The organism is Acidaminococcus sp. HCP3S3_H5 (genome assembly GCF_052122235.1).
In the GTDB taxonomy this organism is placed as follows: Bacteria; Bacillota; Negativicutes; order Acidaminococcales; family Acidaminococcaceae; genus Acidaminococcus.
Genome location: NZ_JBQKCS010000002.1, coordinates 92736 through 105141, shown reverse-complemented (window position 1 = coordinate 105141; position 12406 = coordinate 92736). Strand labels below are relative to the sequence as shown.

Annotated in this window: 16 protein-coding genes, 5 tRNA genes and 1 other annotated feature; of the genes, 19 read left to right on the top strand and 2 right to left on the bottom strand. The window is 53.5% G+C overall.

What is annotated here, in order from left to right:
• The first annotated feature begins 125 nt into the window (after positions 1–125).
• The 19 genes from ACTQY5_RS02960 to ACTQY5_RS02870 all read left to right on the top strand — a co-directional run bounded on the left by ACTQY5_RS02960 (position 126) and on the right by ACTQY5_RS02870 (position 10922).
• Positions 126–929, top strand: coding sequence for an undecaprenyl-diphosphate phosphatase (locus ACTQY5_RS02960; protein ID WP_441368793.1), 804 nt, complete (start codon positions 126–128; stop codon positions 927–929).
• A gap of 131 nt (positions 930–1060) precedes the next feature.
• Positions 1061–1136: transfer RNA gene (locus ACTQY5_RS02955), tRNA-Thr, on the top strand.
• A 22-nt stretch (positions 1137–1158) separates the two neighbouring features.
• Positions 1159–1243, top strand: a tRNA-Tyr gene (locus tag ACTQY5_RS02950).
• A gap of 5 nt (positions 1244–1248) precedes the next feature.
• Positions 1249–1324, top strand: a tRNA-Met gene (locus tag ACTQY5_RS02945).
• Positions 1325–1327: 3 nt separating this feature from the next.
• A tRNA-Thr gene (locus ACTQY5_RS02940) sits at positions 1328–1403 on the top strand.
• A gap of 5 nt (positions 1404–1408) precedes the next feature.
• Positions 1409–1485, top strand: a tRNA-Met gene (locus ACTQY5_RS02935).
• A 74-nt stretch (positions 1486–1559) separates the two neighbouring features.
• Complete coding sequence (tuf, locus tag ACTQY5_RS02930; RefSeq protein ID WP_154487621.1) at positions 1560–2753, top strand: elongation factor Tu; 1194 nt, start codon at positions 1560–1562, stop codon at positions 2751–2753.
• A gap of 138 nt (positions 2754–2891) precedes the next feature.
• The gene (gene rpmG, locus ACTQY5_RS02925; protein ID WP_022487512.1) at positions 2892–3053 is read left to right on the top strand and encodes a 50S ribosomal protein L33; all 162 of its coding nucleotides are present in this window, start codon (positions 2892–2894) and stop codon (positions 3051–3053) included.
• A gap of 14 nt (positions 3054–3067) precedes the next feature.
• Positions 3068–3292, top strand: a complete 225-nt coding sequence (gene secE / locus ACTQY5_RS02920) for a preprotein translocase subunit SecE (protein WP_022487511.1) — start codon at positions 3068–3070, stop codon at positions 3290–3292.
• A 2-nt stretch (positions 3293–3294) separates the two neighbouring features.
• On the top strand, positions 3295–3870 hold the full coding sequence (gene nusG / locus ACTQY5_RS02915; RefSeq protein WP_022487510.1) for a transcription termination/antitermination protein NusG: 576 nt from the start codon (positions 3295–3297) through the stop codon (positions 3868–3870).
• A 17-nt stretch (positions 3871–3887) separates the two neighbouring features.
• Positions 3888–4313 carry a 50S ribosomal protein L11 gene (gene rplK / locus ACTQY5_RS02910; RefSeq protein WP_012937656.1) on the top strand — a complete coding sequence of 142 codons (426 nt, stop codon included), beginning with the start codon at positions 3888–3890 and terminating at the stop codon, positions 4311–4313.
• A 54-nt stretch (positions 4314–4367) separates the two neighbouring features.
• The gene (rplA, locus tag ACTQY5_RS02905) at positions 4368–5069 is read left to right on the top strand and encodes a 50S ribosomal protein L1 (protein WP_154487623.1); all 702 of its coding nucleotides are present in this window, start codon (positions 4368–4370) and stop codon (positions 5067–5069) included.
• Positions 5070–5230: 161 nt separating this feature from the next.
• On the top strand, positions 5231–5764 hold the full coding sequence (gene rplJ / locus ACTQY5_RS02900; protein ID WP_022487508.1) for a 50S ribosomal protein L10: 534 nt from the start codon (positions 5231–5233) through the stop codon (positions 5762–5764).
• Between the two features lie 74 nt (positions 5765–5838).
• The gene (gene rplL / locus ACTQY5_RS02895; protein WP_012937659.1) at positions 5839–6204 is read left to right on the top strand and encodes a 50S ribosomal protein L7/L12; all 366 of its coding nucleotides are present in this window, start codon (positions 5839–5841) and stop codon (positions 6202–6204) included.
• Positions 6205–6322: 118 nt separating this feature from the next.
• Positions 6323–6540: a binding site (T-box leader), on the top strand.
• A 45-nt stretch (positions 6541–6585) separates the two neighbouring features.
• On the top strand, positions 6586–7611 hold the full coding sequence (locus tag ACTQY5_RS02890) for a methionine ABC transporter ATP-binding protein (RefSeq protein ID WP_329777686.1): 1026 nt from the start codon (positions 6586–6588) through the stop codon (positions 7609–7611).
• On the top strand, positions 7608–8273 hold the full coding sequence (locus ACTQY5_RS02885; RefSeq protein WP_308664060.1) for a methionine ABC transporter permease: 666 nt from the start codon (positions 7608–7610) through the stop codon (positions 8271–8273). The genes ACTQY5_RS02890 and ACTQY5_RS02885 overlap by 4 nt, the downstream gene beginning before the upstream one ends.
• Before the next feature lie 22 nt (positions 8274–8295).
• Positions 8296–9147: a MetQ/NlpA family ABC transporter substrate-binding protein gene (locus ACTQY5_RS02880; protein WP_329777685.1), complete on the top strand. Its 852-nt coding sequence runs from the start codon at positions 8296–8298 to the stop codon at positions 9145–9147.
• 65 nt (positions 9148–9212) lie between these two features.
• Entirely contained in the window at positions 9213–10388 is a 1176-nt protein-coding gene (locus ACTQY5_RS02875; RefSeq protein ID WP_441368792.1) for a M20 metallopeptidase family protein, read from the top strand.
• A gap of 78 nt (positions 10389–10466) precedes the next feature.
• A complete protein-coding gene (locus ACTQY5_RS02870) occupies positions 10467–10922 on the top strand; it encodes a DUF441 domain-containing protein (protein WP_022487503.1) in 456 nt (151 codons plus the stop codon).
• 280 nt (positions 10923–11202) lie between these two features.
• On the opposite strand, the gene ACTQY5_RS02865 is transcribed toward ACTQY5_RS02870, so the two are convergent.
• Both ACTQY5_RS02865 and ACTQY5_RS02860 read right to left on the bottom strand, forming a co-directional pair.
• A complete protein-coding gene (locus ACTQY5_RS02865; RefSeq protein WP_022487502.1) occupies positions 11203–11625 on the bottom strand; it encodes a flavodoxin in 423 nt (140 codons plus the stop codon).
• 47 nt (positions 11626–11672) lie between these two features.
• On the bottom strand, positions 11673–12236 hold the full coding sequence (locus tag ACTQY5_RS02860) for a DUF3793 family protein (protein WP_022487501.1): 564 nt from the start codon (positions 12234–12236) through the stop codon (positions 11673–11675).
• Between the last annotated feature and the right edge of the window lie 170 nt (positions 12237–12406).

Below are 12406 nucleotides of genomic sequence, written 5' to 3'. Positions count from 1 at the left end.
AGGACAATTTTTCTTAAACTCTGAGGAAAAATCCGTGTCTTCTCTTTTTTTTTTATGATATTTGCCATATAATGAACAAGTTCTCTTAACCAAAAAGAATTGCAGAAGAAAAAGGAGTGTATGACGTGAGTGAAAATCTGATTGCCGTCCTGTTGGGCATTGTGGAAGGCCTGACGGAATTTATCCCTGTATCCTCCACCGGCCATATGATCATTGTAGGGCATATGATCGGCTTTGAGGGCAACCTGGCCAAGATCTTCGACGTGGTGATCCAGCTGGGGGCCATCCTGGCCGTCCTGGTGATTTACAAGGAACGGTTTGCCCGGTTCCTGACCAAAGAAGGCTGGCAGATGGGCACCGGACTTACCGGCTGGCACATTGCCGCCGGCTGCGTGCCCACCATGGCCTTTGCTTATCTGGTCCACTCCTTCATCAAAAAATACCTGTTTTCTCCGGCTACGGTGGCTGTGGGCCTGGTGCTGGGAGCCCTTCTGATGATTGTGGCGGAATGGAAGATCCGGGGCCATGAGGCGGAACTGGTCCAGGATGTGGATCACATCAGCATCCGCCAGGCCCTGTACATCGGCTTCTTCCAGTTCCTGTCCCTGTGGCCCGGGTTCTCCCGGAGCGGGTCCACCATGGGAGGTGCCCTGCTGGTGGGGGTGAACCGGAAAGCCGGGGCGGATTTCACTTTCATCATGGCCCTGCCCGTTATGGTGGTGGCCTGTCTGTATGAACTGCTGAAGAACATCTCCGCGCTGACCGGAGGGGATCTGGCGGTACTGGCCATCGGTTTCGTCACCGCGTTTGTGGTGGGGTACTTCTCCATTGTCTGGTTCATGAAGTTCCTCCAGCGGTCCACCCTGACCGCCTTCGGGATCTACCGGATCCTCCTGGCCCTGGTGACTGTGTGGTACTTTTATCTGTAAGAAAACGGGGGCTGAGGGAGGGCATCAGCCCCCGTTTTTCTGGTTTATAAAATTTCTTACACTTTTTTTGAAAAAGTTGTTGACAAAAACCCCAACATCCTTTATACTTACACTTGTTACGAACGAAAAGCGCTGGCATAGCTCAATAGGTAGAGCAACTGACTTGTAATCAGTAGGTTGAGGGTTCAATTCCTTTTGCCAGCTCCAAATGTTCCTGACAGACAAATGTGGAGAGATTCCCGAGTGGTTAAAGGGAGCAGACTGTAAATCTGCCGCCTCTGGCTTCGAAGGTTCGAATCCTTCTCTCTCCACCAAACATCGCGGGGTGGAGCAGTTGGTAGCTCGTCGGGCTCATAACCCGAAGGTCGTTGGTTCAAGTCCAGCCCCCGCAACCAAATGCTGATGTAGCTCAGATGGTAGAGCGTATCCTTGGTAAGGATAAGGTCACCAGTTCGATTCTGGTCATCAGCTCCAATTATGGCGGCGTAGCTCAGTTGGCTAGAGCAGTCGGTTCATACCCGGCCTGTCCGCGGTTCAAATCCGTGCGCCGCTACCATTACCAACACAGCCCCGTAAAGGGGCTATTTTAAAATCCAAAAAAATATTCAGAAAGCGTTGGGAGGTATTCTAATGGCTAAAGAGAAATTTGAAAGAACCAAACCCCATGTGAACATTGGGACCATCGGTCACGTTGACCACGGCAAGACGACCCTGACTGCGGCCATCACCAAGGTGCTGTCCGAAACTCCGGGCTGCAAGGCCACTTTCGAAGCCTATGCTGATATCGATAAGGCTCCGGAAGAAAGAGAACGTGGTATTACCATTAATACCGCCCACGTTGAATATGAAACCGAAACCAGACACTATGCACACGTTGACTGCCCGGGGCACGCTGACTATGTAAAGAACATGATCACCGGTGCTGCTCAGATGGACGGCGCCATCCTGGTTGTTTCCGCTGCTGACGGCCCCATGCCTCAGACCCGTGAACACATCCTGCTGGCCCGCCAGGTTGGCGTACCTGCCATCGTAGTGTTCCTGAACAAATCCGACCAAGTTGACGATCCTGAACTGATCGAACTGGTTGAAATGGAAGTCCGTGACCTGCTGAGCCAGTATGGCTATCCTGGAGACGAAGTGCCCATCGTTGTGGGTTCCGCTCTGAAAGCCCTGGAAGGGGACAAAGAACAGGAAGACAACATCCGGAAACTGATGAAGGCTGTTGACGAATACATTCCTACTCCTGTCCATGACCTGGCCAAACCGTTCCTGATGCCTATCGAAGACGTGTTCACCATCACTGGCCGTGGTACCGTAGCTACCGGCCGTGTGGAACGTGGCGTGATCAAAGTTGGGGACACTGTTGAAATCGTTGGTCTGTCCGACGAAAAGAAACAGTCCGTAGCCACCGGTCTGGAAATGTTCCGGAAGACCCTGGATCAGGCTGAAGCCGGCGACAACATCGGCTGCCTGCTGCGTGGTATCGACCGTACCGAAATCGAAAGAGGTCAGGTACTGGCCAAACCGGGCACCATCCATCCTCATACCAAATTCAAAGGTCAGGTTTACGTACTGACCAAAGAAGAAGGCGGCCGTCATACTCCGTTCTTCAACGGCTACCGTCCGCAGTTCTACTTCCGTACCACCGACGTTACCGGTGTTGCTCACCTGCCTGAAGGCACCGAAATGGTTATGCCTGGGGACAACGTGGTGATGGATGTTGAACTGATCACCCCGATCGCCATCGAACAAGGTCTGCGTTTCGCTATCCGCGAAGGCGGCCATACCGTTGGTGCCGGTGTGGTTACTGAAATCGAAGGCTAATCGAATCACCGGATGTAAAACTGAGGCCGACCTATCCATCGGCCTCACTTTTTTGTTGACATCCTGGCGGTTCTATGATAACCTTTATAGGCGGCTTTTGGGAATCAAGAGTTTTGAATGTAAGTGAGGTGTTAAGGAATGGCAGCTGGAAACCGTGTGGGTATTACCCTGGCTTGCACCGAATGCAAACAGCGTAACTACCAGACTACGAAGAATAAAAAGAACGATACCGAACGTATCGAAATCAAAAAGTATTGCAAGTTCTGCAAAAAGCATACGTTGCATAAAGAAACGAAATAAGGTGGAGCGATACTATGGCAGGAACTCAATTCACCCCGGAAGTAAAGAGCACCTCTGGTGTGGGTGGTTTTCTCCGAGAAGTGAAAACCGAAATGAAAAAGGTAACATGGCCCACCAAGAGGGAACTGATCGGGTACACCATTACGGTGATCCTCTCCTCTCTCTTTGCAGCTTTCCTGATCTGGGCTATTGATGCTGTCTTGTCCGTACTGTTTCGCTTAGTGATGGGAGTGCAGTAAGCATGGAAAATCAAAAGCACTGGTATGTCATTCATACTTATTCTGGTTACGAGAATAAGGTAAAGATGAATCTGGAAAGCAAAATCCATTCCCTGGGTATGGAAGAGCAGATCTTCCAGGTGCTGGTTCCCATGCAGAATGAAGTAGACGCAAAGGATGACAAGCAGAAGGTCGTGGCGCGGAAAGTGTTTCCAGGCTATGTACTGATCGAAATGATCGTGGACGACCGGACTTGGTATGCTGTGCGGAACACCCCTGGTGTAACTGGCTTCGTTGGTACCGGCACAAAACCCATTCCTTTATCTGACCGTGAAGTAGAACGCATCCTGGGGGCCATGCCCAAAGAAGGAGAACAGACTGCTGCAGTCGGCAAGACTGTGGAAGAACCTGTAATCCGGATGGAATGCCCTGTAGGTTTGAATGATACCGTCCGCATCAAAGCCCCTGGCTTTACCGATATGGTAGGGACGGTAGCGGAGATCAACGACGAACAGCAGAAGATCAAAGTGATGGTCGAAATGTTCGGACGTGAGACTCCCATTGAAGTTAAATTCACCCAAGTGGAAGCTATTGAATAAGTAAGGAGGTGTAAATTATGCCTAAGAAAGTCGTTAAGATGGTCAAACTGCAGGTCCCTGCTGGTAAGGCAACTCCGGCACCTCCCGTAGGTCCGGCACTGGGCCAGGCTGGTATCAACATCATGGCCTTCGTAAAAGACTTCAACGAACGGACTGCCAAACAGGTTGGCCTGATCATTCCTGTTGAAATCACCGTTTTCGAAGATCGTTCTTTTACTTTCGTTACCAAGACTCCTCCGGCAGCTGTACTGCTGAAGAAAGCCTGCGGCATCGAAAAGGCTTCTGGTGAACCCAACAAGAACAAAGTTGCCACCATTAAACGTGACAAAGTTCGGGAAATCGCTGAAAGCAAAATGAAAGACCTAAACGCTGGCTCTGTTGAAGCTGCCATGCGCATGGTCGAAGGTACTGCCCGGAGCATGGGTATTACTGTAGAAGACTAATGTCTGAAAAACTGTGGGAGGCAAAAGCCGCTTGACCACAAGGAGGAACAAACAATGAGTAAAGCTGGTAAGAAATATACCGACGCCGCAAAGCTCATCGAAGCTGGCAAGGCATATTCCCCCAAGGAAGCAGTTGATCTGGTTAAAAAGACTTCTGTGACCAAATTCGACAGCACGGTGGAAGTTTCCGTCCGCCTGGGCGTTGATCCCAAGTACGCTGACCAGCAGGTCCGCGGCGCTCTGGTTCTCCCCAACGGCACCGGCAAATCCAAGACTGTGCTGGTATTCGCCAGAGGCGCTAAGGCCAAAGAAGCCGAAGCTGCCGGCGCAGACTTTGTTGGCACTGATGAATACGTGGAAAAGATCAAAGGCGGCTGGACCGACTTCGACGTCTGCGTAGCCACTCCTGACATGATGGGTACTGTAGGCCGTCTGGGTAAAATCCTGGGCCCCAAAGGCTTGATGCCTAACCCCAAAGTGGGTACTGTGACCATGGATGTCACCCGTGCCGTCAACGAAATCAAAGCTGGTAAAATCGAGTACCGTACCGACAAAGCCGGTAACGTACAGACTGCCATCGGCAAGGTTTCCTTTGACGCTGACAAGCTGCTGGAAAACTATCTGACTCTGATCACCACCCTGATCAAAGTAAAACCCTCCGGCGCAAAAGGCCAGTACATCAAGAGCGTAACCCTGAGCACCACCATGGGCCCTGGCGTTCCTGTTGACGTACTGAAAGCTGACAGCAACAAATAATCAAATAGAAAATGACCATCGGACCCAAGACAGCAGGCGCGCAAGCCTAACGGATTTCTACCTGCCTAGGTCGGAGTGTTGATAAACATGACCTCCGGCTGACCCGCCGAGAGGTCTTTTCATTGATTAATAAAAAACTGACGCAAGGAGGTGTACTACTGATGCATGACATTAGACCTGAAAAAGCTGGTAAAGTGGCAGAACTGAAAGATCTGCTGTCCAGTTCCAAAGGTGCTGTTCTGGTTGACTACTGCGGTCTCACCGTGGCTGAAGATACCGAACTGAGAAGCAAAATGCGTGAAGCCGGTGTGAAGTACATGGTTGCCAAGAACACCTTTATCCGCATTGCCGCCAAAGAAGCTGGTGTTGAAGGACTGGATTCCTATCTGGAACACAATACCGCCGTGGCCTTCTCCGCTGAAGACCCTGTGGCTCCTGCCAAGATCCTGAACGATTTCAGCAAGGACCACAAAGCTCTGGAAATCAAAGCCGGTATCCTGGACGGTAAAGTAATCGCCCTGGACGAAGTCAAGGCTCTGGCAGAACTGCCTTCCAGAGACGAACTGCTGGCCAAACTGGTTGGCAGCATGCAGGCCCCCATTTCCGGGCTGGTCAACGTACTGCAGGGGACCATTCGCAACTTTGTGTATACCCTGGAAGCCGTACGGCAAAAGAAAGAGCAGGAATCTGCTTAATCGGAAAACAGGCTGATTCTGCAGCCTGATGAAAACCATTACCCATTTCATTAAAAATTTTGGAGGTATGAAAAATGGATAAAGATCAAATCATGGAAGCCATTGAAAATATGACTGTTCTGGAACTGGCCGACCTGGTTAAAGCCATGGAAGACAAGTTCGGTGTTAGCGCTGCTGCTCCTGTTGCCGTAGCTGCTGCTCCTGCTGCCGGCGCTGCCGCTGCTGAAAAGACCGAATTCGACGTTGTTCTGAAAGATGCTGGTGCCAGCAAGATCAACGTAATCAAAGTTGTTCGGGAACTGACCGGCCTGGGCCTGAAAGAAGCCAAAGCTGCCGTTGATGCTGCTCCCAACGCCATCAAAGAACATGTTGCCAAAGCTGACGCTGAAGCCATGAAAGCCAAACTGGAAGAAGCTGGCGCTACCGTAGAACTGAAATAATTTCTGCTGGTATTTCAAAAGGACTGTCCCCCTGGGGCGGTCCTTTTTTACTGTTCGAAAAAAGATTACATTTCCTCTTGACAAAATACCCCCTGCATAGTAGGATATTAGCATATTGAAAAAAGCAATGAGCGGAACCAGTACCTTTGGGGAAGGCCGACAGAGAGTCCGGCGGCAGCTGAGAGCCGGGCGGCGGGAACCTTAGGGAATGCCTCCGTGAGCTGGGCCTCGAATTTCCAGTAGAGCGCCCCGGGTCAGCAGCCGTTATCCCTGCTGCAAAGGCCGGCCTTTGGATGCCGGTGAATCAGAGTGGAACCACGGGCCATCGTCTCTGTTGAGACGATGGCCCTTTTTGTTTACACAGACCAAGAGGTGTTGGATTTGATCAAGTTTCAGGATATCAGCAAAACTTTCAAGATCGGCAGCGGGGCTGTACAGGCTCTCCAGCATGTGAACCTGGAAGTGGAAAAGGGAGATATCTTCGGAGTCATCGGTTTCAGCGGGGCAGGAAAATCCACCCTGCTGCGGATGGTGAATGCCCTGGAGACTCCCACGGAAGGCCATGTGGAGATCGAAGGACAGGTCATAGACCAGTTGTCCCACAATGAGCTGCGGAAGGTACGGAAAAAGATCGGCATGATCTTCCAGCAGTTCAATCTGCTGGATTCCCGGACCGTCTACGAAAATGTGGCCATTCCCCTGCGGCTGAACCACACGGAGCCGGTGCAGCTGGACCGGACGGTAAAGACCCTGCTCCAGTTCGTGGGACTGGAAGACAAGGCCGGGTCCTATCCCATCCAGCTGTCCGGGGGACAAAAACAGCGGGTGGGCATTGCCCGGGCTCTGGCCACCAACCCCAGCATCCTCCTTTGCGATGAAGCCACCAGCGCCCTGGATCCGGAAACCACGGAACAGATCCTCCAGTTGCTCCGGCGGATCAACAAGGAACTGAAGATCACCATCCTGTTCGTCACCCACCAGATCCAGGTGATCCAGCAGCTGTGCAACAAGGTGGCTGTCATGGAACACGGCCGGGTGGTGGAACAGGGGTCCGTGCTGGAAGTATTCAGCAATCCCCAGCAGGAGATCACCCGGAAGTTCGTCCGGACGGTCATCCCGGACACCATCCCGGAAAGCATCCAGGCAGATCTGAAAAAGGATCTCCGTCCCTTCAAGCTGCTGAAACTCCGTTTCCTGGGCCGCCAGGCCTCGGAAGGAGACATCTCCGTACTTAATGACCGGTTCGGTCTGAAAACCAACATCGTTTTCGCTACGGTGACAGAACTCCAGCAAACTGCCCTGGGCCTGTTCATCCTCCAGTGCATGGATGAAGGAGACAAAATTGCCCGGAGTGAGGCATACCTGACCCAGCAGGGCATTCTGTGGAAGGAGGTGAGCCTGTCATGATCGACCAATTGGGTGTTCCCGCGTCCCAGCTGATCCTGAGCGCGGAACAGACATTGTACATGGTGTTCGTATCCCTTCTGGTGGGCTCCATACTGGCCATTGTCCTGGCCATGATCCTGGTGCTGACCAACGACAACGGGATCCTGAAGAACCGGCCCATTTATCTGGTGCTGAACACCATCATCAACATCATCCGGAGCGTTCCTTTCATTATCCTGATGGTTTTCATCATGCCCCTGACCAAGGCCATTGTGGGGACCCGGATCGGCACCACCGCGGCGCTGATCCCGCTGATCGTCTTCATCACGCCCTATCTCACCCGGCTGTTCGAGAACTCCATCCTGGATGTGAACCGGGGCATTGTGGAAGCCGCCCAGTCCATGGGGGCCTCCTATTTTGAAATCGTCTGGTACTTCCTGCTGCCGGAGGCCAAGGGATCTTTGATCCTGTCCATTACCACCGGCACCATCGGGCTGATCGGCGCCACGGCCATGGCCGGTGCCATCGGGGCCGGAGGCGTAGGGGACCTGGCCCTGACATACGGGTATGAACGGATGAACACGCCGCTGATGCTGTTTACGGTGGTGGTACTGATTGTCTTCGTCCAGATCATCCAGACCGTGGGCAACCACTTTGCGTATAAAACCAGAAATCATGGATAACAAATTTTGAGGGGGTAACATCATGAACACAAGCAAACTGAAAAAATGGCTGGTAATCGGATTGGCAGCGGTGATGACCACCGCCCTGGTGGCAGGCTGCGGCAGCGATTCCGGCAAAAGCGCCGACAAAGGGGCTTCCACCAAAAAGGAACTGAAGTACAGCAAATCCCAGGGTCCTTATTCCGACCTGTTTGAAAAAGGGGTAAAGCCCATCCTGGAAAAGAAAGGGTACAAGTTCGTTGGCAAGGACATGTCCGACCTGCTCCAGGCTGACATTGCCCTGAACGAAGGGGAAGTGGACTTCAACGTGGAACAGCACACCGCCTATATGGAAAACTTCAACAAGAAACAGAACGGCCATCTGGCGGCCATTACCCCCATCCCCACGGTTCCGGCCGGAATCTTCGCTGGATCCAAGAGCAGCCTGGATCAGGTGGCTGACGGGGATACGGTAGCCGTTCCCAACGATGCCGCCAACACCGCCCGGGCCTACGCCCTGCTCCAGAAGGCCGGCTGGATCAAACTGGATCCCAAGAAGGACCTGTCCACGGTGACCCAGCAGGATATCATTGAAAATCCCCATCACCTGAAATTCACCGAAATGAAATCCCTGAACATCCCGGCTGTCCGGAATGACTTCTCCTACATTGTGATCACCGGTGCCATCATCTACAACGCCAAGATCGATCCTTCCACCGCTCTGATGAAGGAAGATATCCTGCCGCACCTGCTGCTCCAGCTGGTTGTCCAGGACAAGAACAAGGATGCCCAGTGGGCCAAGGATATTGCCGACGCCTACAAGTCCGCAGAATTCCAGGAATACATGAAGAAGAACAACAAGGGTCTGTGGTTCGACCCCAATGCCAAGAAATAAAAACACGCAGACAAACCCCGGAGGCCCAGGCTGATGGGGTTTCCTGCTGAAAAGGAGACTTTGCCATGGATGTAAAAGAACAGGTGGCAGCCCTCCAGCCGGAACTGGTCCGGCTGCGCCGCCATTTCCACGAAAATCCGGAACGGTCCTGGAAGGAATTCCAGACCCAGAAAGCCATTGAAGCCTATCTGGATGAACTGGGGATCCCCTATGTGGAATCCTGCCATTCCGGGGTGATCGCCACCTTGAAGGGGCCCCATGCTTCGAACCGGATCATCGGGATCCGGGCGGACATCGATGCCCTGCCTATTACGGAACTGGGAGAAGCGGAATACAAATCCCGGAACCTGGGGACCATGCATGCCTGCGGCCATGATACCCACATTACCATCCTGCTGGGGACGGCCAGGATCCTGGCGGCCCTGAAGGACCAGCTGACGGTGACCGTCCGGTTCCTGTTCCAGCCGGCGGAAGAAGAAATTGCCAACAGCGGAGCCGCCTATATGAAGGAAGAACCCCTGGTGAAGGAATGCGACCGGCTGATCGCCCTCCATATCTGGAGCAAGATCCCTGCGGGCTGGGCTTCCCTACGGTATGGGCCTGTCATGAGTGCCGCGGATACCTTTGATGTGACTGTGGAAGGGAAGGGAGGCCACGGGGCCCTGCCTCATCAGACCATCGACCCCATTTTGGCCGGAGCGGAATTCGTTACCGCCCTCCAGGCCGTGGTGAGCCGGGAAGTGAATCCCCTGGAGCCCGCAGTGCTCAGTGTCACCCGGTTCCAGGGAGGCACCACCAGCAATGTGATCCCGGGAGAAGTCCAGCTCTCCGGCACTGCCCGGACTTTCAGCAAGGAACTTCGGGAAGCTTATCCCGGGATCCTGGAACGGGTGGCCCAGGGCGTGGGCACTGCCACCCGGGCGACTTTGCGGACGGTGTACCATTTCGGTCCTCCTCCCATGATCAACGACAAGGCCTGTGTGGATACGGGACGGAAAGCCTGTGCCAAAGTCTTCGATCCGGACAAGCTGGTGGACTGGGAACTCCAGATGGGAGGAGAAGACTTCGCCAAGTACTACAATCCCAAATGCCTGCTGCTGTTGGGCGGCGGCTTCCCGGAAGAAGACCGCCGGTATCCTCAGCACAGCCCCTACTTCGACATCGACGAAAAAGCCCTGGGACTGGGTGTGGAATATTTTGTCCAGTATGTATTGGAGTGGGAGGAGGAATTGAAGAAATAGGATAAGTAGGGTAAAATAAAGAGACTGTGGCGTTCTGCCCAGCCTCTTATTTGTTGATTACGGAAGGGAAGTAGGTATATGCAGCCTTATCTGATCCTTGGCTTTCTGATTGTCCTGGGCTATCTGGCCCATAATCTGACGGTATCTTATGCCGCCGGCCTCCTGGTCTTGCTGAAGCTGTTCCTGCCGGAGGAGAAACTGCTCTATTTCGGCGGCCACGGGGTGAACTGGGGGGTCATGCTGCTGATGGCAGCGCTGATGGTGCCCATCGCTACCGGGAAAATCGGTCTGGCGGAAACCCTGGGAGTGTTCAAGACACCCCTGGGCATGGCCTCTCTGGTCATCGGTGCCCTGGTGGCCTTATTGGGCCGCTGGGGGGTGGAACTGATGGGGGCGGATCCTCAGGTGGTGGCCGCCATGCTGATCGGCACCATCATCGGCGTCATCCTCTTCAAAGGCGTCCCCGTAGGTCCCATGATCGCCAGCGGGATTTTGTACTGTGTAATGAAAGTGTTGGGAATGGTGTTTCATTGAAAGGGGCTGTTGCATGCGCAACAGCCCCTTAGTCGGAAGTCGGGAGTCTGCAGTCGGAAGCCTCAGGACAGGATCCGTCTGGCTGGACGGATCCTTTTGATTCTGTAGAAACAGAATCGCAATCAATTTGAGAGATCATTTCGTCCAAAGGTTCTACACATTCAAAAAATTTGCCTACAAATTTAACCTTCGGCTCCAGACTTCCGACTCCAGACTTGAGCCGCTATGCGGCTCTACAGCTAAGGGTGGTGTTGCACGCAATGTGCAGCACCACCTCTTTTTACGCCAGTGCCTCGCCCAGTCCTTTGCACTGATTCAGGGCATCGTCATCCGGGGCGTTGTTGGCGATTACCGGATCAGCGGCCAGCACGGCGCCTTCGGCTTCCGCGTCGGCTTTCCAGCTGTCCATCCATTCTCCGGTGCCCCAGCCGTAGGAGCCGAACAGGGCGATTTTCTTGCCTTTCAGGCTGCCTTTCACTTCATCCCACATGGGCTGGAATTCCCCTTCTTCCAGGACTTCCGCTCCCATGGCCGGGCAGCCGAAGGCGATGGCGTCGAAATTGGCCACTTCCCCGGCGGAAAAGGCGGAAGCATTGTATTCCACCACTTCAGCCCCTTTGCCTTTGGCACCTTCCTCCACGGCCTTGGCCATGGCTTCCGTGTTGCCGGTCCCGCTCCAGAATACCACTGCGATTTTGCTCATTGTAATCCATCCTTTCCGCCGGCCACGCCGGCTGACAAACATTTTATTTAAGCCACCGCCAGCCTGCTGAGGGGAGTACCGGCGCAGTAGCAGCGCCAGTAGATCCGGGTGCATTTCTGGCATTTGGCAAAATAACAGGCGGCCCGTTCCCGGTTTCCGTAGGCCTTCCAGCACCCGGAACAAACGCCTTTGTCCCGGGGGGAGGCCATGTAGGCTTTCACATCTTCCAGAGGATAGTCCAGCAGGATGCCGATTTCATGAGGGAAGGGGTCCCGCCGTGCCAGGCGCAGGGCCATCTGGTCCAGGATCTCCTGACAGGTGGAGCCCTCATAGCCCTGGCGTTTCAGGAAGGAACTGCTTTCCGGATCCTGGAGAAGGATGCTGAGCCGGTGGGGGCGGTACACATACAGGAGGGCACTTTTCCGGATGCAGTCATAGCTCAGGACTTCCAGACGGATTTGTTTGGGTTCCAGGCTGCGCTGGATTTCCCCGATCTGGGCGAAAGGGCTGTCTCCGGGACGGAAAACGAAGCGGAACAGACTGGCGGCTTTGAGACCGGCCAGGGTGGGCGCGCACTGGCGCACCAGTTCTGTTTCCAGGGTGATGGTCATAGTGGAGCCTCCTTGAATAAGTTAGTTATGACTAATTAATAACCAAAGAAAAATGGCTGTACTTCGAAAAATACCAGCCAAAATAGTTAGCAATTACTAACTAAACGAAGTATAACAAATCCCTCTGTTTTGTGCAACCATTTTTTTTCTCCATCTTGCCACCGGACCGG

Excerpts from the sequence above, each read along its gene's own strand:
- tuf (WP_154487621.1), top strand. The coding sequence starts at position 1,560 with ATGGCTAAAGAGAAATTTGAAAGAACCAAACCCCATGTGAACATTGGG.
- rpmG (WP_022487512.1), top strand. The coding sequence starts at position 2,892 with ATGGCAGCTGGAAACCGTGTGGGTATTACCCTGGCTTGCACCGAATGC.
- secE (WP_022487511.1), top strand. The coding sequence starts at position 3,068 with ATGGCAGGAACTCAATTCACCCCGGAAGTAAAGAGCACCTCTGGTGTG.
- nusG (WP_022487510.1), top strand. The coding sequence starts at position 3,295 with ATGGAAAATCAAAAGCACTGGTATGTCATTCATACTTATTCTGGTTAC.
- rplK (WP_012937656.1), top strand. The coding sequence starts at position 3,888 with ATGCCTAAGAAAGTCGTTAAGATGGTCAAACTGCAGGTCCCTGCTGGT.
- rplA (WP_154487623.1), top strand. The coding sequence starts at position 4,368 with ATGAGTAAAGCTGGTAAGAAATATACCGACGCCGCAAAGCTCATCGAA.
- rplJ (WP_022487508.1), top strand. The coding sequence starts at position 5,231 with ATGCATGACATTAGACCTGAAAAAGCTGGTAAAGTGGCAGAACTGAAA.
- rplL (WP_012937659.1), top strand. The coding sequence starts at position 5,839 with ATGGATAAAGATCAAATCATGGAAGCCATTGAAAATATGACTGTTCTG.
- ACTQY5_RS02885 (WP_308664060.1), top strand. The coding sequence starts at position 7,608 with ATGATCGACCAATTGGGTGTTCCCGCGTCCCAGCTGATCCTGAGCGCG.
- ACTQY5_RS02880 (WP_329777685.1), top strand. The coding sequence starts at position 8,296 with ATGAACACAAGCAAACTGAAAAAATGGCTGGTAATCGGATTGGCAGCG.
- ACTQY5_RS02875 (WP_441368792.1), top strand. The coding sequence starts at position 9,213 with ATGGATGTAAAAGAACAGGTGGCAGCCCTCCAGCCGGAACTGGTCCGG.
- ACTQY5_RS02870 (WP_022487503.1), top strand. The coding sequence starts at position 10,467 with ATGCAGCCTTATCTGATCCTTGGCTTTCTGATTGTCCTGGGCTATCTG.
- ACTQY5_RS02865 (WP_022487502.1), bottom strand. The coding sequence starts at position 11,625 with ATGAGCAAAATCGCAGTGGTATTCTGGAGCGGGACCGGCAACACGGAA.
- ACTQY5_RS02860 (WP_022487501.1), bottom strand. The coding sequence starts at position 12,236 with ATGACCATCACCCTGGAAACAGAACTGGTGCGCCAGTGCGCGCCCACC.